We start from the raw sequence: 24,199 nt of genomic DNA, 5'->3' as shown, positions 1-24,199 counted from the left end.
TGTTTAACACTGCAAAGATGCGGTAGAAGTACGTGTGAAAAAATGGAGGTTATTCCTTAGTAGTTGTCAATTTTTCCCTTTGTTTAGATTTTGCTATTCTTTTTAAACTCTGAAGGTGTTAAAGCGGTCTGCTTTTTAAAGAGTCTGCTTAAATGTGACGCATCATCAAAACCAATATCATATGCAATTTCTTTAGACGATTTATCTGTATATAATAATTGACGTTTGGTTTCTAGTACAATACGATCATGTATAATTTGTAAAGGACTTTTTTTGTATTTAGAAAAACTGTTGGACAGTGTTTTGGGAGATTTATGAAGTAAATTAGCGTAGAACGCTACACTATGTTCTGTTTTGTAATGGGTTTCAACCAATAAATTAAATTGCCTTAAGGTATCATTAGTCCCTTTTAAAGTTGGCCTATCACCTATTTTAGTTTTAAGAAGTCGTGTTGTTTTGATGATAAATCTAGCCATGAGCATCCTTAACATTTCTGCTTGGATTGTATCTGTGGTATCTACTTCATCTAAAAACACCTCATGCAGTGTATTAAATTTATGTTGCTCACTTTCACTTATTGAAATTACTGGTATATGCTCATTTCCGAAGAACAATAAACCTACACATCCAACTTCTTTATCATGATCTTTAATACAATAAAATTCTCTATTAAATTGATACACAATAGCATCGTTTCCTTCTATAAATTGAAAGTATTGAATGGCTGTTAGCGACAAAATTTGATGCGCCTCAATAGTAAGCGGTACACCATCTACTAACACTTTTATAGGCGATTTTGTAGCCCAAATAAACGTGTACAAACCAATGGGTTTAGAGGTGCTAAATGGAGTTAATAAAGATTCGTTGCCAATATTAAGAATCGCATTTGTAGAAAACTCTGTGAATGTTTTTATCATGAGTTGTTTGTCCTAAAAGATTCAATAACATTACAAAAACACGTTAATCAAGCGTAATTATTTTTTCTTCGGAAATGAAACTACCTTCATTTGCAGTCCCTTCAATGTATAATGTAATTTGATCAATTCCTTTATCAATAATTGTAAATGTAAAGTTACCATTAGCATCAATTTGCCCTTTTGGAATCCAATCAATAACGCCGTATTGCTTAAAGAAATCACTACGATAACTAGAATATAAAGGTGCATAAAAGGTTTTAGCAGACGTAAATGTTAATGGGATTTTAGACTCTTGAGAGATGTTTTTGGCTTCAGTAGTGCCATATTTTAAACTAGGATCGGTAAATATTTTAATAACACCACCTGCACCTCTCATACCTTCTCCTGCACCAGATTTATCAATGACGATATAATCTATATTTCGCATGTCTAAAGATAATAAGATACTAAAATCTGAAAGCAACATCTTGTCTAAATACACTAATGGAGATGATTGGCCAAATGTAGTTCTTCTAGAATTAACAATAGATAAACTAGTGCCACTTTGTCTTGATACAAACCCTTTTGAACTCAGGTATGATGATAAATTAATATATCTATTTCTATCGTTTTCATCAAATATATCAATGCTTCCTGTGGGTTGTCTACGCGATATTTTATCAACTCTTGCTTTTTCTTTTATTGCATTAACAACAACGACATCTAATTCTTCGGCATCAGATATGGAGTTTTTATACAGGGTTTCTTCAATTTTAGAATCATAAATAGATTTTACCTTAAGTGGTCTAGTTTTTATAAAATGATCTATTGTAGGTATAGCCGATGGTGTAAATTGTAAATAGAGATTAGGTTTCTCAACATCTTGCTTTTTGTCTATAGACCCAAAAGCAATATGCTCATTATCCATAGGTAACAAGCCAACAATATTAAACGCTTTTTCATTTTTTGGAACTTCAACGGTTTGAGTTGAGCTATTAGCCATAGGATACATAATAAATGTATTGCTCTTTGATTTATTTATATGAGCATTGACAGAAATGCCTTTTTCAAAATTATATTTAATTTCTGGTGTATTCTTGAATATAGAATTCCATTCGTAGCTACTCCAACCTTGAGTTAGTAGTAAATTATCAAGTTCAAATTTTTTCTTTCTATTAATTTCGGTAAAATAATAACGTGCATTTTCAATATAACCTTTAACGTAAGGCTGTAAAAAAGTATAGGATATTACATTGTGGTCTGTGTCATAAGATGTTGTTTTAGATGGGAGTATAGAGACACTTAAATTATGTGAATGGGCAGCTTTAATGTTTTTAAATGGGACTGAAATGGTTATAGAATCTGTAGTTTTAGTGATACTCTCTTTTTCAGAATTTACAATAGAAATCCCATCATAATTAAAAAATAAGCGTTCTAAAATTGGTTTATCCTGCTCATCAAACAATGTGAAGATATTAATACCAGGATATAAGTCGCTATAATTAATTAATTTGGTGATGTCTTGAGCGTCATTAAAACTAATATCTAGAGACTTAATTACACTTCCATTATGAATTACAATTTTAAATTTTTTATCCTGTATACGTTGTAATGTTTGAGCATTTGTTCTAACCGTTAAAGCAATTTTAGAGCCTAAATCATTAAGGCTTAGATTTAAGCCAGAGGGTTTTGCAGGTTCAATTTTAATTGTAGACGTGAGATCATTGTACGTGATTTCGGCAGTGTAATCTTTCCCTTTTTCTGGTGTCAACATAAATCTTCCAATACCAAATTGATTGGTTTTAAAATTTGTAATCACCAAGCCGCTTGCATCTTTAATTACACCTTCGGCTGCATTAAGTCCGTAACCAGAATCGTCCTTTATCACAACGCCAACTACATTTTTAATAGTTGAAATTAGGTGACCACCTTCTGGTAAAAACTGAGCGTCTAAACGTGGAGCATCCATTCGTGTAGAGAGATCATTTTCTTGATCTGTATTTATAATTTTAATGTTTTGTATGTAAAAATTTTGTTCATCAAAATTTTTCATCCAATTGGTATATGCTTTAAAGGTGTAATTGCCAGTTGCATATGTGCTGTCAATTGTAAAATTGCCATTTGCAACACCTTTTTCGGCAAGAATAAGTGTTTTATTTAAGATGTTGCCTTTACTGTCTTCAATCGAACAATACACGTTTGTGGTGCTATTGGAGTGTTTTTTACTGTTTTTATCAAACACATACACACTAAAACCAATAGTTTCATCTTTTAAATACAGTGATTTATTGAGGTGAGCGTAAGTCACTTCACGTGGTAATTTCACATATTCACTATAAGCTGTTGACAATTTATCGTCGTTTTGACTTTCAGCATTAAAAAATGAACAGACACATAAAATAATAATTGTAAACTTTAAATGTGATAATTTGAGGTTATAGGTTGTAATCATAATTTTTAGTAATACTTCTAGTTAATAGTTACTATTTTTTCTTCGGAAATGTAAGCGCCATCATTAGCAACGCCTTCAATAAAAAGCTTTATCTCTTCATTCTTGGTATCTAAAATTTTTAATGTAAAAGTCCCATTGTCACTACTTTTACATTTTGGGAACCAATCAATAACACCATATTTTTGATAAAAATCATTCAAATACGTAGAATACGTAGGTGTGTAAAAGGTTTTAGAGGTAGCGAATGAGAGTGGGAATTTAATGGTTTGACCTGGTTCTCTATCGTTACTATACTGCGCAGTTTTTAGTAGAGGATTTGTTACAATTTTAATCACACCATTTCCACCTCTATTACCTTCATCCAAACCTTGTTTGTTTATGATGATGTAATCAACAGTAGACATATCAAAACTTAGCAGCAGATTGAAATCTGAAACTGGGATATTATCAATGTATATTAAAGGAGCAGTACTACTGTTAATGGTGTTAGTTCTAAGTGTTTCAATTTTTAAATTTGGATGTTCACCAGGAGGATATACAATTCTTGATAAATAACCTTTAGTATTAATATATGCTGAGAAATCAGTAATATTCATTCGCTGTTCATTGGTAAACACATCAACGCGACCATAATTGAAACGTTTGATTTTTTCAATGCGTTCTTTTTCTTTTATTACACTTAGTAAAACAGTGTCTAAGGCCTCTATTTTATTCCACGATTCATCTAGTATTGGTAGTGAACCATCATATCTAAATGCAACATTGTTTTTATATTTGAGAGACGCATATTTTTGATCAAATTTGGGAATTTCGGAAGGCGAAAACTGAACATATAAGTTTGGTCTCAAAACCTTGTCTTGCTTGTTTATCAATCCTATTTTTAAAGTTTCCTTTTCTAACGGTAAAAACCCTCTTGCCGAAAAATTACTTTCACCATCTTTAACGGTAGCAGTCACTGTAGGAGAGTGTTGTAAAGGGTAGATCAAAAATTTATCACCTTTAGTATTGTTTACATTTGCATGAATTGAAATACCGTCTTCAAAATCATATTGATGTGATGGCACATTTTTAAAAACATTAGTCCAGTCATAACTACTCCAACCTTGAGTCATAAGTAAATTATCTAATTCAGCCCTTTTTTGCCTATCTACATTTGTGAAATAATAGCGTGCATTTTCAATACGACCTTTAATATATGGTTGTAAAAAGGTGTAAGAAATGATATTATGATGGTGATTATAAGATTTTGTTTTAGAGGGTAAAACCGAAACGCTCACATTGTTAAATTGCTTTGAATTAATGCTAGCTGAAGGTATTGAAATCATTAAAGAATCATTTAGTTTTTTAACACTTGGCACTCCAGTTATAGCAGCTTTGATACCGTCATGTTTAAAATACAAGCGTTCTAAAAGAGGCTTATTATTTTCGTCAAACAGTGTAATAATATTAATTCCTGTGGTGAAATCTTGATGACTAACGTAGGCTTTAATTTCTGTATTATCTTTAAAAATAATATCAGATATATTTAATTGGCTACCATTACCAACAGCGAGTTTAAATGTTTTGTTGGCAATATCTGGTAAAGTGCTAGCATTGGTTCTAATAACTAAAGCTACTTTGTCATTTAAATCTTGAAGCGTCATATTTACACCTTTAGAGTCTCCAATGTCTAATGTAATTTCCGTTTGCTCTATATCACTAAGTTTTACTGTATACACGGTTCGAATTACTGGTGTAAATTCAAATTTTGAAATACCATGACTATTGGTTTCAAAGTGGGTAACTTCCTCACCATTACTATTTAAAAGTTTGCCTTTTAAATTAGGGACTCCAAAACCGTAATCATCTTTAATAACGACACCAACTGTATTTTTAGTGTCTAGTAGTAAGTGGCCACCTTCTGGTAAAAATTGGGCATCTAAATCATAAAGCTCATCATCATCTGCTTCTATAAATGGATCTTCATCAGGATTAATAACTTTAAGATGTTGCACATAAAAATTTTGCTCTTCAAAATTACGCATCCAATTAGTGTAAGCTTTAAATACGTAGTTGCCCGAGGTAAATAGGCTGTCAATTTCAAACACTCCTGAAGCCACACCATTTTTGGCTAAAAGCATTTTTTTCTTTAAGATTTTACCAGATCTATTTTGAATCGTGCAATACACGTTTTTGGTTTGTATAGACGATTTTTTAGTGTTTTTGTCAAAAAGATATATAGAAAAGCCTAGAGTTTCTCCTTTAATTAATGTGGATTTGTTAAGATGACCATAAGCTGTTTCTCGTGGTAGTTTAGTATAATTTTTATAAGCTTCAAAAAGAATATCTTCAGGTGACGATTGAGAATTTCCGAAGAGAAAACAAAGACTAAAAAATGCTAATACTACATACTTAAATTTTTCAATATTAGAGTTCTTCATGATTAGTTGGTTAGAAGCGAGTCTAAATTTACTTTAAATTGTTCTATTTTATAACATGAAAAGAATTAATTTAAAGTTAAAATAAAGCACTTAATTACAGCTAATTGCATCAATAATCATGCCTCGATGTATTCGCTTTATTAGTTGTGTAATTTCAACTGAATTCGTTTTCTAGCCACATCAACATCTAAAACCTTCACAATAATTTGTTGGTGTAAATGCACATGTTCATTAACATCTTTTACAAATGAATCTGATAAATTAGACACATGAATCAAACCACTTTCTTTAATTCCAACATCAACAAAACACCCAAAAGCGGTTATATTATTAACGATTCCTGGTAATAATTGATCGTTTCTTAAGTCATTTATTGTTTTAATATTTTGATTAAATGTAAACACTTTAGCCTGCTCTCTAATGTCTAAACCAGGTTTTTCTAGTTCTTTAATAATGTCTTCTAAGGTGAGTAATCCAACCGATGTTTTGACGTAATTTTTTAAATTTATTTGTTGCAGCAATGTGGTATTTCCTATTAATTCGGAAATGGATACACTCATGTCTTTTGCCATTTGTTTAATGATTGTATAGCTTTCGGGATGCACCGCAGAATCATCTAACGGATTTTTTCCATCCTTAATCCGCAAAAAACCTGCACCTTGTTCAAAAGCTTTGTCGCCTAACCTTGGCACTTTTTTGATGTCTTTTCTTGAGGCGAATGCGCCTTTTTCACTTCTATAGTTTACAATGTTCTCAGCAAGTTTTGGTCCAATACCAGAGACATAACTCAATAAACTATGACTCGCAGTATTAATATTAACACCAACCGAGTTTACACAGTTTTCAACAACCACATCTAATTCTTTCTTGAGTTTACTTTGGTCTACATCATGTTGGTATTGACCAACACCAATAGATTTTGCATCAATTTTTACGAGCTCAGCCAAAGGGTCTTGTAAACGTCTTCCGATAGAAACCGATCCTCTAACGGTGACATCATAATTAGGGAATTCGTCACGAGCAATTTTTGATGCCGAGTAAATACTTGCTCCAGCCTCACTCACCACAAAAACCTGTACGTCTTTATTAAATCTTATTTTTCTAACTAAAGCTTCGGTTTCTCTTGAAGCTGTACCATTGCCAATGGCTATAGCTTCAATTTTATGTGCTTCGGTTAAAAAACTAATTTTTTTCATAGCTCCAATTTGGTCATTTTTTGGAGCATGCGGATATATAGTTTCGTTGTGTTTTAAATCGCCTTTTTCATCCAAACAAACCACCTTACAACCCGATCTAAATCCTGGATCAATAGCTAAAACACGTTTTTCACCTAAAGGCGAACCTAATAAGAGTTGTTTTAAATTTTTGGCAAAAATGGAGATTGCAGCTTCATCTGCCTTATCTTTTGCTTTCTGTAGAGCTTCATTGCTTAATGAAGGGTAAAGCAAACGTTTGTAAGCATCTGTAATAGCAAGTTCAATTTGATCTGCACAAGTATTATCGCTTTTTATAACTTTACGATCAATATAATCTAAAGCACGTGCTTTGTCGATATTTATTTTTATACGAATAAACCCTTCATTTTCTGCCCTCAAAATGGCTAGTAATCTATGTGAAGGAATTCGGCTTAATGCTTCTTCCCAATCAAAATAATCTCTAAATTTTTGTGCATTTTCTTCGGAAATTTTAGACTTCACAACCTTTGTAGCAATCATCGCATGCCGTTCTAATTGAATTCTAAGGTTGGTTCTAATATCTGAACGCTCATTGATCCACTCAGCAATAATATGTCTGGCACCTTCTAGAGCGTCTTCCGTAGAAGAAATAGTTCCTTTTACATAACGTTGTGCTGTAGAATCTAGATCATTATTATTTTGAGCCATAATAATTTTGGCTAACGGTTCTAAACCATTTTTACGAGCAGTTTCGGCCTTAGTTTTTCTGCTTTTTTTATAAGGTAGATATAAATCTTCTAGAGTTATACTGTCCTTACAAGCATTAACTTTAGCTTTTAATTCTGATGTTAAAACGCCTTGTTCTTCTAAGGCTTTTAAGATGGCCTTTTTACGTTTTTCTAAGGTTTCAAATAGCTCTTTATATTTTACAATGTTTCCAATTTGGACCTCATCTAAATTTCCTGTAGCTTCTTTTCGATATCTAGAAATAAAAGGAATAGTACAGTCTTGGTTTAATAAATTGACTGTGTTTTTAATACTATTTTCAGAAAGTTGAGTGTGTTTAAGTATATAGTGTATCATAAAAAAAGACCTCATACAATTTATCTGTATGAGGTCTGTAAGATATTTATCTCAACGCTAATTGCCGAGAGATTTCTTTAAAATTTTAGTTTTCTCCTGCTCGCTGTTGTGCTTCATTAATCATGGTTTGATTTGGTAAAATAGCAACATTGACTCTTCTGTTTTTTGCTCTACCAGCTTCGGTATTATTATCGTGCATTGGTTGAGATTCTCCAAACCAATTTGTGGTAAATCTACCGCTAGATAACCCTTTGTTCATGAGGTAGTTTGTGACAGAGTTTGCTCTATTTTTAGATAACGTCATATTGTAGTCTTCGGCTCCAACGCTATCAGTATGACCTACTACTAAAATATTAGTGTCTGGATATTCAGAAAAAATTCCAGCTAATTTGTTTAATGTCTCTTGAGACATGGCATTAATATTTGATTTATTTGTATCGAAATACACACCACTGTTTTCATCAAAGGTGACAACTATACCATCGTCAACGCGCTCTACAACTGCTCCTGGTATTTCTTCTTCAATTTGTTGTGCTTGTTTATCCATTTTATCTCCAATGAGTACACCAGCTCCTCCACCAATAACGCCTCCAATAACAGCTCCTAATTCGCCATTACCACCTTTGCCAAGATTATTTCCTATGATAGCGCCTAAAATTGCGCCACTCGTTGCACCTATAACACCTCCTTTTTGTTTGTTGTTAGCATTTTTTACAGCTTTACAACTTGTCATACTTATGGTTAAGAGGATTGTAAAACTAATGATCGCTATTCTATTTATATGTGTTTTCATAATTACTGAGTTTTGGTAAAGTTCATGTTAATAATAAATGGTACTCCATCTGCATTTATGGTTTGTTGCCATTGCATTTGGTTCTCTGATAGTGACGTCAAATTGAGGCGAAATCCAGCGTTGGATTCTGATTTTCCTTTGGCATTGGTAGGTTTTAATAAAAAATCATATAAGCCAGTGTCTTCGTTAACTTCTTGAATTGTAAAATTGAAATAGCGTCCACCTGTAGTGCAGTTGTTTTTTGTGATAGTGTAAATTCCTGTGTTGTTGTTTGGTATGAATTGCCAATCACTCCCTTCAAAGCAGTTTTTACTAGCATCGTTAAAAAGCGTAACATTATACGCTCCCGATTTACTGTAGGTAATGTTATTAAGTGTCCAATTACCTTTGATAACTTTTTTTGAAGTTCTTACTGTTTTTGATGCTCCGCAGGATAGTAAACATACTGCGAAACAGATTGTTATAAGTTGTTTCATGATTTGTTTTTAGTTTATACTAAAGTAATCATGTTACAGCGCCTTAAATGATGCAATTCATTTAATTATTGCTTCATTTACAAGTGTTGTATTAATGTTTTGTTAATACCCAGTATTTAATAATTAACTTATCTGTAATCCATTTTTAACAGCAGTATCAGGATTTACAAACACCAATTTACCCTCAGGAGTTTCGGTCATTAAAATCATGCCTTCACTGTCTACACCTCTTAATTTTCTTGGTGCTAAATTGACTAAAACGGTGACTTGTTTGCCAACCACTTCTTCTGGAGAAAAGCTTTCAGCGATACCAGATACAATGGTTCTTGTATCAATACCTGTGTCAACTTTTAAAATTAAAAGCTTCTTGGTTTTAGGCATTTTTTCTGCTTCGAGAATTGTACCAACTCTCATATCTAGTTTCGTGAAGTCTTCAAAAGTGATGAGGTCTTTTTGAGGCTCAATAACTTTATTTGCAGCTTCATTTGCTTTTTTACTGGCTTCTAGTTTTTCTAATTGTGCGTCTATGGTTTTATCTTCAATTTTAGAGAATAATAATTCGCCTTTACCAATTTGATGTCCTGATGAGATTAAGATGTCTTTGGTTGAAATGTCGCTCCATTTTTGAGATTCCTCGTTAGTAGTACCTCCTTCTGTTGAAATGACATTGTTATTTAGAGCAATGCGAAGAATCTTTTTTAGTTTAATAGAAGTAAACGGTAAAAAGGGTTCACTCAACGTTGCTAATGCACTCGCAATTTGAAGTGCTACAAACATGATTGTTTTTGTACGAACTTCGTCTGTTTTAATGAGTTTCCAAGGTTCTTCATCTGCTAGGTATTTATTACCTAAACGTGCCAAATTCATTAATTCTTGACTTGCTTCTCTAAAACGATAACGTTCTATTGAACTTTCAATTACTGCAGGATAGGCTTTGATGGCAGCCAAAACCTCATTGTCAATGTCTGAGAACTCTGAAGCTTTAGGCACGACGCCTTCGTAATATTTGTTGGTAAGGACTACTACTCGGTTTATAAAATTTCCGAAGATAGCTACCAACTCATTATTATTTCTTGCCTGGAAATCTTTCCAAGTAAAATCGTTATCCTTAGATTCAGGTGCATTTGCAGTTAACGCATAACGCAACACATCTTGCTGATTTGGGAAATCCTCTAAATAATCTGGTAACCACACAGCCCAATTTTTAGAGGTCGATAATTTGTTGCCTTCTAAGTTTAGAAACTCATTAGCAGGTACGTTATCTGGCAAAATATATGAGCCTTCGGCTTTTAACATTGATGGGAAAATAATACAGTGAAACACAATGTTATCTTTACCAATAAAGTGAACGAGTTTGGTGTCTTGGTCTTTCCAATAAGGTTCCCAATCTTTACCTTCTTGTGCAGCCCATTCTTTAGTTGCAGAGATATAACCAATTGGAGCATCAAACCAAACGTAAAGCACTTTGCCTTCGCCTCCTGGAGCAGGAACTGGGATTCCCCAATCGAGATCACGAGTCACGGCTCTTGGTCGTAAACCATCATCAATCCATGATTTTACTTGTCCGTAAACGTTAGGTTTCCAATCTTTTTTATGACCTTTTAAAATCCATTCTTTTAAAAAATCTTCGTGTTTATCTAAAGGTAAAAACCAGTGTTTTGTTTCTTTTAACGTAGGTACATTGCCAGTAATAGCCGATTTTGGATTAATTAAATCTGTGGCATTTAAACTAGAACCACAACTTTCGCATTGGTCACCATAAGCCTCTTCGTTTCCGCATTTTGGGCACGTTCCTGTTACAAAACGATCTGCTAAAAATTGATTCGCTTCTTCGTCATACAATTGCTCTGTAGTTTCTTCTATAAATTCACCTTTATCATTAAGGGTTTTAAAAAATTCTTGAGCAGTATCATGATGAATTTTTGCTGAGGTACGTGAGTAATTATCAAATGTAATCCCAAAGTCTACAAACGATTTTTTTATAATCGCATGATATTTATCAACGATATCTTGAGGTGTTACACCTTCTTTTTTAGCTTTGATAGTGATTGGAACTCCGTGTTCATCGCTTCCGCAAATGAAAGCCACATCGTTGCCAGTTAATCTTTTGTAGCGTGCATAAATATCTGCAGGCACATACACACCAGCTAAGTGGCCAATATGGATTGGACCGTTAGTATATGGTAATGCAGCTGTAATTGTATATCGTTTAGGATGTGTAGACATAAAGTGTTTCAATTTGAGTGCAAAAATAATCATTAAGTTTTTATTAGTTAACTCTTAACTCTCCAAATGATAATTGGTTCTGTTTTTTTACTAGATTTGGTGAAAAAGCGATGAAAAAGTACTATCATTTTATGTTAGTGTTTTTTTGTACAGGTTTGTGTTATAATTAAAAGTGGCAAGGCTTAGATGAACATAAAACGTATTAATTATCACTTTTTATATTTATCAATATCGTGTACATTTACATTATGTCTAAAATCCATACTCTTTTAATCTTGATATGCGTGTTGTTTTTCTTCGGAAATGTAAGCGCTCAAGATAAATCTGTCCAAAAAAAACAAACTGCTTTGATACAACCACCATTTTTAAAAGCTGGCGATACTGTTGCTATTGTAGCGCCTTCAGGAATATTAAAAAACCGAAATGATGAAGTAGCTCAAGCTGTTGCATTAATAGAAAGTTGGGGATTACATGCTGTTGTTGGTAAACATGTGTTTAGTAAAGACAATCATTTTGCAGGAACAGATGCTGAACGTTGTGAAGATTTTCAAAATGCTATGGATGATCCCACTATTAGTGCGATTTGGTGTGCAAGAGGTGGTTATGGTACGGTTAGAATTTTAGATAAATTAGATTATACAACGTTTAAGAAACATCCTAAATGGTTAATTGGGTATAGTGATATTACTGCATTGCACAATCAATTTCATAATGCAGGATTTCAAAGTATGCATGCTTTGATGTGTGTAAGCTTACCAAAAGATATAACAGATATAAAAGAAACTGTAGCAACTTTTAAATCTACAATTTTTGGGCAACCCGTAAATTATACGCTTAAAGGATCTACCTACAATAGAGTAGGAGAGGCGCATGGTCCTTTAGTTGGCGGAAACCTTACCATACTCCATACCATGTTAGGCTCTAAAGAAAGTATAGATACAACTGGTAAGATTGTATTTATAGAAGAAATTGGAGAATACAAATATCATATTGACCGTATGCTTCAAAGTATGAAACGTGCAGGTTATTTTGATAACTGTGCAGGTGTTTTGGTTGGTGGTATGAGTAAAATGCGTAAAAACACCACACTTTGGGGAACTTCTATTGAGCAATTAATTTTAGATGCATTAGCAGATTATGATTTTCCAATTGCCTTTGGTATGCCTGCAGGTCATGAGAAGGATAATCGTGCTATGATCTTTGGACGTAACGTTAATATGAACGTTAGTAAGGATGCATCTACTGTTGTTTTTGAATAACTATAAATGGCTTTCTACGATCTATCAAAACCAGAACGAGAACAACTAGTTCAGCAAATCAACCAAACGGTTTTTAACGATATATCTCAACATAATATCACAAAAATTTATACCTACTTTTCAGATGAAGACACGTATATTAGAAAAACAGCTTATCTAGCTATTGGCAAGATATTCTATTCACAGCCAGAGTTTCAAGTCAGGATTTTTTCAGTATTAAAACAATTAATGCAATCTCACGATGAGTTAGTGCGTCAAACTGTTGTTAATGCAGCTGGCGAGATTGGGAAGTTTCATTTTGATAAAATTCAATCTTTTATGGATACAGGTTTGTTTGATGACCATCATCGCGTTAGAAATGCTGTGATTGGTTCTATCAAAAAAATGGGAGAGAAAAATCCTGTTCCTGTTTTGGCTTGGTGTCGTACTTATCTTAATCATCCAGATAAAGAGGTGAGGCGTGAGATTTGCCATGGCATTGAGCTAAGAGGTCGTACACATCCTCAAGATGTTCTACCACTTTTAAAAACATTAGAGCATGATAAATACAAGCGTGTTACAGATACTTTAATTCATGTGCTTGGTCAAATTGCTTATAAAAATGGATGCTTAAAAACTGTCATAACACATCTTAATAGTTGGGAGAATACAGCTTTAGTAGAAAAGGCTTTAGATGAAATTGTAGATGTGCATCATCGTTATAAAAAGTTTGCGGTTTTAAGTCAAGACCAAGCAATTGACTATATTGATAAAAATTACATCGTAAAGTAATTGATGATTAATGAAGGGTTTGTAATTTTTGAGGTTAAGCATTAAAGACCAAAATAGACTATATATGTATGGCAAATCATAACGACTTAGGTAAAAAAGGAGAGGAAATAGCTGCAGATTTCCTACTTAATAAAGGCTATGAAATTATTGCTAAAAATTATGTGTATCAAAAAGCAGAGGTAGATATTATTGCTAAAAAAGACGATGTTTTAGCTGTAATAGAGGTAAAAACAAGAACTAGTAAAGATTTTGGTGACCCTCAACAATTTTTAAAACCCAAACAAATGCAACGCATCATTAAAGCTGTTGATTTTTTTATAAATGATAATCAATTAGATGTTGATGTGCGTTTTGATATTATCGCAATTGTGTTGAATAAAAAAGGAATGAGTTTAGAGCATTTAGAAGATGCTTTTTATCATTTTTAAAAAATTATTGAAATGCTAACAAGAGCTAAAGTATAGTATATGGCGTTTATTACTTTATCTTTATTACTTAATGCTAAATAGCGTTTAAATTCTTCCCTAACTAATTTTGAAGATAAACTAAATGACAATATAATTACTGCTAAAAAGATAAACCAATATAAAGAGTCTGGGTAATTTAAAAAGTAGCCTGTAGAAATGTAAGCCGCAATTAATAATGATGAAACTGAAAATTTAATTTTATCTAATTTGGTGAGATTGTTGCGCTTAACACATTCGAACAACTTATATAATAAGAGCGAAACGAGAGAAAATCCTATGATCAGTGTTGTACTCATTTATAATTAAAAAATTAGATAATAAAAGTAAAGTTTTTTTTTAAATGGCTAAAATAATTTTGAACAATAATTCTGAATTTTAACAAAAAATTAAAGCAATGCAAGTATTGAAAATATATTGCATTTTACCTGTAAAAATTCATTTCGTCTAAATATTCCCAAACGTTTTCTGGCAACATTGGTCTCACGTTTTTACCGTCTTTAATAGATTTACGTAAAAAGGTAGAAGACAGTTCCATAATTGGAGCATTTATTTTATGAATCTTATTGTGATTATCAAATTGAGTCTCTATTTTTCCTTCGGAAATTCTAGGATACACATATATATCATGATGATTTAAGATGAGCTCATAGTTTTTCCATTTATGAAAGCTTTTTAAATTATCCTCTCCCATAATTAAAGCGAACTCATGATGAGGATACTTTTCTTGAAGGTAAGTTAATGTATTTATAGTGTAGTTTGGTTGCGGCAAATTAAATTCAATATCACTTGGTTCTAGCTTTTTGTACTCTTTAGTTGCTCTGTAAACCATTTCGTAACGCTGTCGATTATCTAATAACGTACTTTTCTTTTTAAAAGGACTGTGAGGTGTTACAACAAACCAAATTTTATCTAAATCACTATGCTCTGCAAGATGATTTGCAATTGTTAAATGTCCAATATGAATTGGATTAAACGTCCCAAAATACAAGCCAATCTTCATGGTTTAGTCTTCGATAAAATTAGAAACCAAGTGGTATGCGCTTTCTAGTGCTTTATCTAGGTCTTTATTTACAACGATGTCATCAAAAAGAGGAGCTGTAGCCAATTCAGAAGGGGCTTTAGCAACACGCATGCTAATTTTGTCTTCGCTTTCTTCTCCACGTTCTTTTAATCTTATAATAAGTTCATTAAGATCGGGTGGTTTTACAAAAATAGCAATGGTTTCTTCGGGGAATTTTCGTTTAATTCTCAATCCTCCAGAGACGTCAATATCAAAAATAACGTTTTTGCCTTTGCCCCAAATTCGTTCAATTTCGGTTTTTAATGTGCCGTAGAAATTGTCACGATACACTTCTTCCCACTCTAAAAACTCGTCGTTTTTAATTCTGTTTTTAAAATCCTTCAGGTCTAAAAAGTAATAATCTTTTCCATGCACTTCGTTACCACGCTTTTCTCTAGATGTAGCTGAAATTGAAAATTCTAAATTGAGTTCTTTTTGTTTTAATAAATGTCTAACAATAGTCGTTTTACCAGATCCTGAAGGTGCTGAAAACACAATTAATTTACCTCTTTTTTTGTTCTTTATTTTTGACACAAGCTTAGTTTGATAATTACAATACGTTTAATAATTGTTCTTTTATTTTTTCTAGTTCATCTTTCATTTGAACTACCAATTTTTGCATTGGTGCATAGTTAGATTTTGAACCTATAGTGTTAATTTCTCGTCCCATTTCTTGAGAAATAAATCCGAGTTTTTTACCATTAGAATCCTCACTTTTTAATGCTTTTTGAAAATAGTCTAAATGATTTTTTAATCGTACTTTCTCTTCTGTGATATCAAATTTTTCGATATAATATACAAGTTCTTGTTCAAAACGATTTTCGTCAACTTTTTCTTTGATGTCTGCAATACCCTTAGTTAATCGCTCTCGCACACCATCAATACGATCTGGATCCATAGCAATAACATCTTCTAATAGGTTAGAGATACTGTTAACACGATTTACAAAATCGGCTTCTAGTGTTTGACCTTCATCCAATCTATATTGTTCAATTTTTTCTAAGCTACTATCTATAACTTTGGCAATGTCTTTCCATTCATTCTCATCAATCTCTTCACGCTCGGTAGTTAAAGCGTCTGGCATGCGCACTGCCATTTTTAACATTTCGGTATCATCTCCATCAACAACGTCTTTTAGTTGTTTTATGTATTGCTTAACTACTGTTGTGTTGATTTGCGTTGAGGTTTCTTCTCCAGTGATTTCCATATAAAGTGAAAAATCTACTTTACCTCTTATCAATTTTGATGCAATTAGTTTTCTAACACTTAATTCTTTTTCACGATACATAGATGGCATGCGTGTATTAAGATCTAAGTTTTTACTGTTAAGGGATTTTATTTCAATAGATATTTTTTTCGTTGGAAGCTGTATCACAGTCTTTCCATATCCTGTCATTGATTGTATCATGAACAATTTTTAAAGTTGTGCAAAGGTAACTAATTTCATAAAGTTATTAAGCGCATCGTTTGGGTTTATAAAAAACAATAACTTTACAGTCTTAAATACGAAAATATGTACAAAAAAGATTTTGAAATTAGATGGAGTGATGTTGATGCTAATGGTCATTTGGCTAATTCGGCTTATTTAAATTTTATGAGCCATACGCGAGTAGGGTTTTTAAATGAGAATGGATTTTCTATGAAGCAGCTCATAGATTATGGGATTGGTCCTGTTGTGTTTTCAGAACAAATTCATTATTTTAAGGAGTCTTTTTTAGGGCAAACTTTAACGGTAACACTTACTGTTTCGGGATTAAGTGATGATGGTATGTTTTTTAAATTTGAACATAACTTTTATAATCAAAAAGGAAAGCATCTGGCAACTTGTGATATTTCTGGTGCTTGGATAGATTTAAAGACCCGAAGTTTAACTAGTTTGCCTGAGCAGCTAGTGAGTCTAGTTTTAAAATTTCCGCAGTCATCAAAGTTTAAAGTACTGACTAAAGAGGACACGAGATTGTCTGGTAAAAAACCACAAGATTTAGTTTAAGTGGTTGCTTTAGGTTTTTTTGATACCAAATAAACACCTGCAAAAATCAAGGCCATTGCTATAACTTTTACGGGACTAACGTTATCAATTCCCATTAATATGGCAAAAACACCTGCAATTACGGGTTGTAAATAAATAAAAACGCCTACTGTTGAGGCTTTGAGTGATTTTAATGCCAATGGGTTTAAAGCGTAAGTTCCAAATGTGGCACCAACGATTACAAATATGATAGAAAACCATATGTATGGTGTAAAGGTATGCCATTCAATTTCGGCTACTTCGGTATATCCAAATGGTAATATTAAAATTATACCAAATAAAAACAGCCATTTTATAAATGTAAATGGATGATATTTAGCGGTAAGTTTTTTGATAATTATGATGTAAATACCGTAAGAAATACAATTTAAAAAGATAAAGGTATTACCAAGAAGTACATTGTCGCCTGTTCTTGTAGATTTGCCTAAAACAGTTAATAAAATTCCACCACAAAAACCTAAAAAAACACCTAGAATTTTAAGTTTGGTGACTTTTTCTGAAAGGAAGATAGAGGACAAAATAAGAATGATGATAGGTGTTGTGGTCATGATAACCGAAGCATGAATTGGAGAGGTGAGCTCTAATCCTTTTAAAAATAAAAGCATATTTATACCCACTCCAAAAATGGCACCTAAAAAAAATGTAAAATAGTCTTTACGGTCAATTTTTTCTTTTTTCAAAAAGAGGCTTAACACCCAAAATAGAATAGCAGCACCTGTTACGCGTAAAAGGCTAAATCCAAAAGATTTAACAAACCCTTCATTAATTACAAATTTGGCAATTGTATAGTTTAATCCATACAGTAATTGCACCGTGAACACAGCGAATATTGCAAATTTTCTACTATTCATTATCGTGAATAAAAGTTTTAGCAGCTTCTACAGTTTTAGCACTATTGCCTATAAAAATTGCATTGTTATAAACGATCACTGGTCGTTTTAAAAAGGTATAATGCTCGAGGATGTAGTGTTTAAATTCGTCATCGGTTAAGTTCTGGTCTTTGAGACCCATTTCTTTATAAAGTTTTGCTCTTTTGCTAAATAAAGCTTCGTAGCTTCCGGCCATTTCTGCAAGTTCTTCGAGTTGCTTAACGGTTATTTCTTCGGTCTTAATATCTTGAAATATAACATCACTAGGTAAATCCAATGATTTAATAATTCTTGCACAAGTACTACATGTTTTTAGAAAGTATATTTTTTTCATTATGGTTTAACTATTTGTGAGGTCAGATTTTAATTTACGTAATGCAAAGTAAACGGATTTAAGAAGAAAAATAGTTACTTTTATCTAAAATTTAAACACCTATGGGTTATTATGAAATTGCATCTGTATTAATTGTACTGTCTGCGCTTTTTGGTTATATCAATGTAAAATATTTAAAATTACCAATTACTATTGGTTTGATGCTTATTACCATTGTTTTTACGATGGTTGTGGTGGCTATTGGTCAATTTGATGATACACTTTTGCAAAGTGAAAAAGAGCTTATTTCTCAAATAGATTTTAAAACGGTACTTCTAGATATTATGTTAAGTTTTTTGCTGTTTGCAGGTGCTTTACATACTAATTTTAATCAGCTTAAAATCCAACGTTGGCCAGTTTTAGTGTTTGCAACCTTGGGTGTTCTCGTTTCTACATTTTTGGTTGGTATATTAACCTTTTATCTTTTACAATTGTTAGGTCTAGACGTTGCCTTTATTTACTGTTTATTATTTGGTGCATTAATTTCTCCTACAGATCCTATTGCAGTGTTGGGCATTTTGAAAAAAGCTGGAGCGCCTAAAAAACTAGAAACTAAAATTGTTGGAGAGTCTCTATTTAATGATGGAGTTGGTGTGGTAGTGTTCTTAACTATTTTTGCAATTGCAGCGAAACCAGATGCAGCTATCGAGTTAGGTGAAATCGCAAAATTGTTTGGCCAAGAAGTATTAGGAGGTATTGCATTAGGCCTTATTTTAGGGTATATCACATATAAACTATTAAAATCTATTGATGATTATGAAGTTGAAGTTATAATAACCATAGCAACGGTTATGGGAGGAAGCTTGTTGGCACATCAATGGCATTTATCTGCGCCTTTAGCCATGGTTACAGCAGGATTAATTGTTGGTAATGATACCGTTAGAAAAAACTCTATGTCTAATGTTACCGAAGTGTATGTAGACAAGTTTTGGGAACTTGTAGATGTATTACTTAATACCGTGCTTTTTGTAATGATAGGTATGGAAATGCTAGTGTTAACCTTTCATACAACGTATATTTTAGCTGGTATTATAGCTATTCCGTTAGTGTTGTTAAGCCGTTATGTATCGTTGTGGTTACCTATAAAATTCTTCGATAAAAAACTAGAATTTGTAAAGCATACCAATTTAATTATGACTTGGGGAGGATTAAGAGGAGGTATATCTATTGCACTCGCTCTAAGTTTAACTACCGAAATGCATCGCGAATTATTTTTAGTGATTACCTATGTGATCGTCGTATTTTCAATAATAGGGCAAGGGTTAACAGTTGGACCTATTATTAAAAAGTTATCTAAAGATTCAGACTAGTTAATTTTTAAAAATGAAGTAACAGCTTCATAAGGGATTGTAAACTCAACAATACCTTGAGAATACGATGCAATTTCATAAGGGTTATATAATATAATAAGCCCTTCATCGCTGTAGCCTAAAGTTTCAGGAAGCTGGAAATCTTTTCCAAAGAACACATCTTCCATTGTGGTGCTATTTGGTTCAGCTTTAATTGCTGTGATTAGTTTTTCTTTTATCACTTCAGAAATTCCTTTTGTATTTGCCAAGAGGTCATTTGTGAGCAATTGTTCTCCAGTTTGCGGATTGAAATTAAAAAATCGAACACTAGAATTACCATGCGCTCCACCTGTATCTAAATATGATGTTATGGCAATACTAATAATTTCAGGAGAACGATACGTTATTTCGCCATCTATAAAAGCTTCCCACGGCTGTGCAGCCTCAGGGAAATTATTTTTAAAACGTTGATATTCGTGGTTAAATTGAGCTACAGCATCATATAAATTGCCATCAAAAGTCTCACTTTCTGAGACGTTAATTTGTTTTACGATATGGTTTTCAAGAGTTTGGTTAATACGTTTGGTCACCTCGGCTGTACCTGTAGCTTTAGGGAAATTAAATGCTATGTCTGCACCTTCAGACGTTTCTATTATTTCTTCGGAAAAATCAACTTTAACCTCCTTTGTACAAGATATTAATAGGAGTAAGGTGAATAATAAAAGACTTGCTTTTTTCAAAATTTAAGGGATTTTGTTAAACATGAGATAAAGGTATTACTAAGATTTGAATACACGCCATTAAACCTTAAATTTGTGTAAAACCTTAACAGTTTCCATTTTAAAGATGAGGTTTGAGTCTGGGATATTTCAGAAAAAAAATAACAAAAAGCTCATGAAATTCAATACAAAAACAATACATGGTGGTCAAAAACCAGATGCTGCTTATGGTAGTGTAATGCCTCCAATTTATCAAACATCAACCTATGCTCAAACTACTCCTGGCGGACACAATGGTTATGAATATTCTAGAAGCGCTAACCCTACGAGAACAGCATTAGAAAATGCTCTTGCCAGTATAGAAAATGGACATTTTGGTTTAGCTTTTGGTTCAGGGTTGGCTGCTATTGATGCTGTGATTAAACTGCTAGAACCTGGAGATGAAGTGATTTCTACAAATGATTTATATGGAGGAACCTACCGATTGTTCACTAGTATTTTTGAAAAATTTGGGATCAAGTTTAATTTTATAGGTATGGCAAATGCTTCAAACATAGAAAACTATATTACTAACAAAACGAAGTTAATTTGGGTTGAAACTCCTACTAACCCAATGATGAATATTATAGATATTAAAACTACGGCCAAAATAGCCAATGAGCATAATATTCTGCTAGCAGTTGATAATACGTTTGCAACACCTTACCTTCAACAGCCTTTAGATTTGGGTGCAGATATTGTTATGCACTCTGTGACAAAGTATTTAGGAGGACATAGTGATTTAGTGATGGGAGCTTTAATTGTTAAGGAGAAAGCACTGGCTGATAAATTGTATTTTATACAAAATGCAAGTGGAGCGGTTTGTGGACCTCAGGATAGTTTTTTAGCATTAAGAGGTATTAAAACCTTACATGTAAGAATGCAACGTCATTGCGAAAACGGAAAAATAGTTGCATCGTATTTGGCAAGTCACCCAAAAATTGAAAACGTGTATTGGCCAGGATTTGAAAGTCATCCAAATCATAATATTGCTAAAGCACAAATGAGGGATTTTGGTGGCATGGTATCTTTTACAACTAAAGGCAATAATTATGAAGAAGCTATTAAAATTGTTGAACAGCTTAAGGTATTCACTCTTGCTGAATCCTTAGGAGGTGTGGAGTCATTGGCTGGACATCCTGCAAGCATGACACATGCTAGTATACCCAAAGAAGAAAGAGAAAAAACTGGTGTTGTAGACTCTTTAATTAGATTGAGTGTAGGTATAGAAGATGAAGCAGATTTAATTAATGATTTAAAACAAGCTATTGGATAGTATTACGTAGCATCAAAAATAAAAAAAAGACCAAACGCTAGTTTGGTCTTTTTTTTATGAGAATTGGTATTAATCTAAGTAATAAATATAACCAAAGTTTAACCAAACTAGCCAATCGTTAGCTTTGTTAGAACTTAAATTATGATCTAAACCATCTACTTTATCATTGAAAAAATATTGCCACCTCAAATCAATCATTAAATCTGAAAGCACTGTCAATTTGTAGCGCGTTCCTACACTCCCAACAACAGACCATGTGGTTTCATTTCCGTTAAATAAAAACGGATCTTCATTTACATTAGGATTTGCTGCATCAACCCATGGTTGAAAAAAGTTATTAGAATCGTTTATATTAGTAGATCCATTATAGTTGGTTTCTACTTTAGGATTAGAAGAAGTTAAATGAACACCAAGACTTATAAACGGTGCAAATGAATATCCAAAGCCCTGAAATTCCCTAATACTTTTAGGGAAAAATTCTATTTGAGTTCCTATATCTAAATTTTGTGCAGTACCAGAATGACTTCTTAAACGTTGTGCGTTTTCGCTTGTTCTAGAATCGTCCACCCAAGTGCCAAAGTGATTGAGTTTAGTTTTGTTCCAAGAAATTTCGTTACGTAATTTAAAATGATCGTTAAAAAAGGTGTCTGTAGAATAACAGTTACAATCTGCTCTGTAAGCAAAGTTTATATAATGTACAATACCAATACCTATACCAGTGTTTCCAGAATTTGTTTCAAAGTTTCTTCGTTCACCAAAGTCAGATTGAAAAGCAACTGGACCAGCAATTACGCCAATTTCGTGAGAAAACCCAAGTTGAGAATAACACTCGTTTATACCTAGTATAAAAACGAATATAAATGTTAATTGTTTAAAATTAAGCTTCATAGGTATTATGTTATTGAGGGACTTAATACGTTAACAAATATATAAAAAGTAGTTTAACTACCAAGTGATTAAACGAATTGTAAAATTATAGGAAAAACAGTACTTTATAAAATTAACACTATATTAACTTTTCATTGAGAATATAAAAAAATATGTACGTACATTTTAAAGATAATGTATCTTTGTGTAACAAAAATTAACATTGATTATTAATACTATAATAGATGAAAGAAAAAATTGACGCTTTTTTGAAACTTGTAAAAGACAAAAACAGTCATGAAACTGAATTTTTACAAGCTGTACACGAAGTTGCAGAAACAGTTATTCCTTTTATTGAGGACAATCCTAAATATCAAGGAAAAATGCTCTTAGAGAGAATGGTTGAGCCAGAACGCACCATAATATTTAGAGTGCCTTGGATTGATGATCAGGGAAATACTCAGGTTAATAGAGCATTTAGAGTTGAGTTTAACTCAGCAATTGGACCTTATAAAGGAGGAATGCGTTTTCATCCATCTGTAAATTTAAGTATTCTTAAATTTTTAGGGTTTGAACAAGTGTTTAAAAATTCCTTAACAACTTTGCCAATGGGTGGAGGAAAAGGAGGATCTGATTTTGATCCTAAAGGTAAAAGTGATAATGAAGTCATGCGTTTTTGTCAGTCATTAATGTCTGAGTTATTTAGACACATTGGCCCAAATACTGATGTTCCAGCTGGAGATATTGGAGTAGGAGGACGTGAGATTGGATATTTGTTTGGACAATATAAAAGGCTACAAAATGAATTTACTGGTATTTTAACTGGTAAAGGTATTTCTTATGGAGGTTCATTAATTAGACCTGAGGCTACAGGTTATGGATGTGTGTATTTTGCTAAAAATATGCTAGCTACAAATGGCGATTCATTTGAAGACAAAACTGTTGTTATTTCAGGGTCAGGAAATGTAGCACAATATGCTTGTGAAAAAGCAACGCAATTAGGTGCTAAAGTAGTAACTATGTCTGACTCTTCAGGATATATTTATGATGAAGATGGTATTGATGCAGATAAGTTAGCACATATTATGGACATTAAAAATGTAAAACGAGGAAGAATTAGTGAATATCTAAATACCTATAGTTCGGCTACTTTTCATAAAGGAGAAAGACCTTGGTCTGTTAATTGTGATATTGCTTTGCCTTGCGCAACTCAAAATGAATTGAATGGAGATGAAGCTCAGCAATTAATTGATAATAAGGTAATAGCTATTGCAGAAGGTGCTAATATGCCTACAACTCCAGAAGCTATTGAAGCGTTCCAGAAAGCAAAAGTGTTGTTTTCACCAGGAAAAGCGTCTAATGCAGGAGGTGTTGCTACCTCTGGATTAGAAATGAGTCAGAATTCGTTAAGACTAAGCTGGACGAGAGAAGAAGTTGATGAAAAACTTAAAACTATAATGGATGATATTCACGCATCTTGTGTAGAATATGGAACCAGAGAAGATGGCTATGTTGATTATGTCAAAGGTGCCAATGTTGCAGGCTTTGTTAAAGTAGCAGATGCTATGCTTGCTCAAGGAGTCGTTTAATGCATTCCGAAATTTTATAAAAAAGAGCTTTCAAATGTTATTTGGAAGCTTTTTTTATGTGTTCGCGTATA

The 24,199-nt window shown here is 32.7% G+C and carries 22 protein-coding genes; 7 read left to right on the top strand and 15 right to left on the bottom strand.

All coding sequences use genetic code 11. The features are described from left to right. Positions 1–83 precede the first annotated feature (83 nt). From TD29_RS10805 to metG, 7 genes are all read right to left on the bottom strand, one after another. Positions 84–917, bottom strand: coding sequence for a helix-turn-helix domain-containing protein (locus tag TD29_RS10805; protein ID WP_040280605.1), 834 nt, complete (start codon positions 915–917; stop codon positions 84–86). A gap of 43 nt (positions 918–960) precedes the next feature. Next, complete coding sequence (locus tag TD29_RS10800; protein WP_040280604.1) at positions 961–3,348, bottom strand: hypothetical protein; 2,388 nt, start codon at positions 3,346–3,348, stop codon at positions 961–963. 17 nt (positions 3,349–3,365) lie between these two features. Next, the gene (locus TD29_RS10795) at positions 3,366–5,768 is read right to left on the bottom strand and encodes a carboxypeptidase regulatory-like domain-containing protein (RefSeq protein ID WP_040280603.1); all 2,403 of its coding nucleotides are present in this window, start codon (positions 5,766–5,768) and stop codon (positions 3,366–3,368) included. A 140-nt stretch (positions 5,769–5,908) separates the two neighbouring features. Then, a complete protein-coding gene (locus TD29_RS10790; protein ID WP_040280602.1) occupies positions 5,909–8,026 on the bottom strand; it encodes a Tex family protein in 2,118 nt (705 codons plus the stop codon). 85 nt (positions 8,027–8,111) lie between these two features. After that, positions 8,112–8,819 carry an OmpA family protein gene (locus TD29_RS10785; RefSeq protein ID WP_040280601.1) on the bottom strand — a complete coding sequence of 236 codons (708 nt, stop codon included), beginning with the start codon at positions 8,817–8,819 and terminating at the stop codon, positions 8,112–8,114. 2 nt (positions 8,820–8,821) lie between these two features. After that, a complete protein-coding gene (locus TD29_RS10780; protein WP_040280599.1) occupies positions 8,822–9,295 on the bottom strand; it encodes a lipocalin family protein in 474 nt (157 codons plus the stop codon). Between the two features lie 123 nt (positions 9,296–9,418). After that, the gene (gene metG, locus TD29_RS10775; RefSeq protein WP_040280598.1) at positions 9,419–11,521 is read right to left on the bottom strand and encodes a methionine--tRNA ligase; all 2,103 of its coding nucleotides are present in this window, start codon (positions 11,519–11,521) and stop codon (positions 9,419–9,421) included. Between the two features lie 248 nt (positions 11,522–11,769). On the opposite strand from metG, the gene TD29_RS10770 reads away from it, so the two are divergent. The 3 genes from TD29_RS10770 (at position 11,770) to TD29_RS10760 (ending at position 13,979) form a co-directional block, all read left to right on the top strand. After that, positions 11,770–12,780: a S66 peptidase family protein gene (locus TD29_RS10770; protein ID WP_040280597.1), complete on the top strand. Its 1,011-nt coding sequence runs from the start codon at positions 11,770–11,772 to the stop codon at positions 12,778–12,780. Positions 12,781–12,786: 6 nt separating this feature from the next. Next, complete coding sequence (locus tag TD29_RS10765) at positions 12,787–13,551, top strand: HEAT repeat domain-containing protein (RefSeq protein WP_040280596.1); 765 nt, start codon at positions 12,787–12,789, stop codon at positions 13,549–13,551. 68 nt (positions 13,552–13,619) lie between these two features. Further along, a complete protein-coding gene (locus TD29_RS10760) occupies positions 13,620–13,979 on the top strand; it encodes a YraN family protein (protein WP_040280594.1) in 360 nt (119 codons plus the stop codon). Here TD29_RS10760 and TD29_RS10755 read toward each other — a convergent pair. The 4 genes from TD29_RS10755 to TD29_RS10740 all read right to left on the bottom strand — a co-directional run bounded on the left by TD29_RS10755 (position 13,976) and on the right by TD29_RS10740 (position 16,486). Continuing rightward, positions 13,976–14,314 (bottom strand): hypothetical protein, encoded by a 339-nt coding sequence (locus TD29_RS10755; protein WP_040280593.1) that lies wholly within the window; start codon positions 14,312–14,314, stop codon positions 13,976–13,978. The two genes, TD29_RS10760 and TD29_RS10755, sit on opposite strands and share 4 nt — an antisense overlap. A gap of 125 nt (positions 14,315–14,439) precedes the next feature. Then, a complete protein-coding gene (gene nadD, locus TD29_RS10750; RefSeq protein ID WP_040280592.1) occupies positions 14,440–15,018 on the bottom strand; it encodes a nicotinate (nicotinamide) nucleotide adenylyltransferase in 579 nt (192 codons plus the stop codon). 3 nt (positions 15,019–15,021) lie between these two features. Beyond that, positions 15,022–15,612 (bottom strand): guanylate kinase, encoded by a 591-nt coding sequence (gmk, locus tag TD29_RS10745; RefSeq protein ID WP_084203453.1) that lies wholly within the window; start codon positions 15,610–15,612, stop codon positions 15,022–15,024. A 16-nt stretch (positions 15,613–15,628) separates the two neighbouring features. Next, complete coding sequence (locus tag TD29_RS10740; protein WP_040280591.1) at positions 15,629–16,486, bottom strand: YicC/YloC family endoribonuclease; 858 nt, start codon at positions 16,484–16,486, stop codon at positions 15,629–15,631. 105 nt (positions 16,487–16,591) lie between these two features. On the opposite strand from TD29_RS10740, the gene TD29_RS10735 reads away from it, so the two are divergent. Then, entirely contained in the window at positions 16,592–17,068 is a 477-nt protein-coding gene (locus TD29_RS10735) for an acyl-CoA thioesterase (protein ID WP_040280589.1), read from the top strand. On the opposite strand, the gene TD29_RS10730 is transcribed toward TD29_RS10735, so the two are convergent. Then, positions 17,065–17,958, bottom strand: a complete 894-nt coding sequence (locus tag TD29_RS10730; protein ID WP_040280588.1) for a DMT family transporter — start codon at positions 17,956–17,958, stop codon at positions 17,065–17,067. The two genes, TD29_RS10735 and TD29_RS10730, sit on opposite strands and share 4 nt — an antisense overlap. Beyond that, positions 17,951–18,310: an arsenate reductase family protein gene (locus TD29_RS10725; RefSeq protein ID WP_040280587.1), complete on the bottom strand. Its 360-nt coding sequence runs from the start codon at positions 18,308–18,310 to the stop codon at positions 17,951–17,953. Before TD29_RS10725 ends, TD29_RS10730 begins: the two co-directional genes overlap by 8 nt. 101 nt (positions 18,311–18,411) lie before the next feature. On the opposite strand from TD29_RS10725, the gene TD29_RS10720 reads away from it, so the two are divergent. Beyond that, positions 18,412–19,659, top strand: a complete 1,248-nt coding sequence (locus tag TD29_RS10720) for a cation:proton antiporter (protein ID WP_040280586.1) — start codon at positions 18,412–18,414, stop codon at positions 19,657–19,659. Here TD29_RS10720 and TD29_RS10715 read toward each other — a convergent pair. Next, the gene (locus TD29_RS10715) at positions 19,656–20,378 is read right to left on the bottom strand and encodes a DUF3298 and DUF4163 domain-containing protein (RefSeq protein WP_040280585.1); all 723 of its coding nucleotides are present in this window, start codon (positions 20,376–20,378) and stop codon (positions 19,656–19,658) included. The two genes, TD29_RS10720 and TD29_RS10715, sit on opposite strands and share 4 nt — an antisense overlap. Positions 20,379–20,484: 106 nt before the next feature. On the opposite strand from TD29_RS10715, the gene TD29_RS10710 reads away from it, so the two are divergent. Then, positions 20,485–21,672, top strand: a complete 1,188-nt coding sequence (locus tag TD29_RS10710; RefSeq protein ID WP_084203451.1) for a cystathionine gamma-synthase — start codon at positions 20,485–20,487, stop codon at positions 21,670–21,672. 69 nt (positions 21,673–21,741) lie between these two features. Here the strand turns inward: TD29_RS10710 and TD29_RS10705 are convergent, their stop codons facing one another. After that, complete coding sequence (locus tag TD29_RS10705) at positions 21,742–22,560, bottom strand: THC0290_0291 family protein (RefSeq protein WP_040280584.1); 819 nt, start codon at positions 22,558–22,560, stop codon at positions 21,742–21,744. 224 nt (positions 22,561–22,784) lie between these two features. Between TD29_RS10705 and gdhA the strand changes: the two genes are divergently transcribed. After that, entirely contained in the window at positions 22,785–24,128 is a 1,344-nt protein-coding gene (gene gdhA / locus TD29_RS10700; RefSeq protein WP_040280582.1) for an NADP-specific glutamate dehydrogenase, read from the top strand. Positions 24,129–24,199 lie beyond the last annotated feature (71 nt).

The sequence above is a fragment of the Psychroserpens damuponensis genome (genome assembly GCF_000826655.1).
Classification (GTDB): Bacteria; Bacteroidota; Bacteroidia; order Flavobacteriales; family Flavobacteriaceae; genus Psychroserpens; species Psychroserpens damuponensis.
Note: the sequence above shows the minus strand (reverse complement) of the source record. Positions and strands in the feature narration are given on the sequence as shown.

Coding starts and splice junctions, on each gene's coding strand:
- TD29_RS10805 (WP_040280605.1), bottom strand. CDS start 917: ATGATAAAAACATTCACAGAGTTTTCTACAAATGCGATTCTTAATATT.
- TD29_RS10800 (WP_040280604.1), bottom strand. CDS start 3,348: ATGATTACAACCTATAACCTCAAATTATCACATTTAAAGTTTACAATT.
- TD29_RS10795 (WP_040280603.1), bottom strand. CDS start 5,768: ATGAAGAACTCTAATATTGAAAAATTTAAGTATGTAGTATTAGCATTT.
- TD29_RS10790 (WP_040280602.1), bottom strand. CDS start 8,026: ATGATACACTATATACTTAAACACACTCAACTTTCTGAAAATAGTATT.
- TD29_RS10785 (WP_040280601.1), bottom strand. CDS start 8,819: ATGAAAACACATATAAATAGAATAGCGATCATTAGTTTTACAATCCTC.
- TD29_RS10780 (WP_040280599.1), bottom strand. CDS start 9,295: ATGAAACAACTTATAACAATCTGTTTCGCAGTATGTTTACTATCCTGC.
- metG (WP_040280598.1), bottom strand. CDS start 11,521: ATGTCTACACATCCTAAACGATATACAATTACAGCTGCATTACCATAT.
- TD29_RS10770 (WP_040280597.1), top strand. CDS start 11,770: ATGTCTAAAATCCATACTCTTTTAATCTTGATATGCGTGTTGTTTTTC.
- TD29_RS10765 (WP_040280596.1), top strand. CDS start 12,787: ATGGCTTTCTACGATCTATCAAAACCAGAACGAGAACAACTAGTTCAG.
- TD29_RS10760 (WP_040280594.1), top strand. CDS start 13,620: ATGGCAAATCATAACGACTTAGGTAAAAAAGGAGAGGAAATAGCTGCA.
- TD29_RS10755 (WP_040280593.1), bottom strand. CDS start 14,314: ATGAGTACAACACTGATCATAGGATTTTCTCTCGTTTCGCTCTTATTA.
- nadD (WP_040280592.1), bottom strand. CDS start 15,018: ATGAAGATTGGCTTGTATTTTGGGACGTTTAATCCAATTCATATTGGA.
- TD29_RS10740 (WP_040280591.1), bottom strand. CDS start 16,486: ATGATACAATCAATGACAGGATATGGAAAGACTGTGATACAGCTTCCA.
- TD29_RS10735 (WP_040280589.1), top strand. CDS start 16,592: ATGTACAAAAAAGATTTTGAAATTAGATGGAGTGATGTTGATGCTAAT.
- TD29_RS10730 (WP_040280588.1), bottom strand. CDS start 17,958: ATGAATAGTAGAAAATTTGCAATATTCGCTGTGTTCACGGTGCAATTA.
- TD29_RS10725 (WP_040280587.1), bottom strand. CDS start 18,310: ATGAAAAAAATATACTTTCTAAAAACATGTAGTACTTGTGCAAGAATT.
- TD29_RS10720 (WP_040280586.1), top strand. CDS start 18,412: ATGGGTTATTATGAAATTGCATCTGTATTAATTGTACTGTCTGCGCTT.
- TD29_RS10710 (WP_084203451.1), top strand. CDS start 20,485: ATGAGGTTTGAGTCTGGGATATTTCAGAAAAAAAATAACAAAAAGCTC.
- TD29_RS10705 (WP_040280584.1), bottom strand. CDS start 22,560: ATGAAGCTTAATTTTAAACAATTAACATTTATATTCGTTTTTATACTA.
- gdhA (WP_040280582.1), top strand. CDS start 22,785: ATGAAAGAAAAAATTGACGCTTTTTTGAAACTTGTAAAAGACAAAAAC.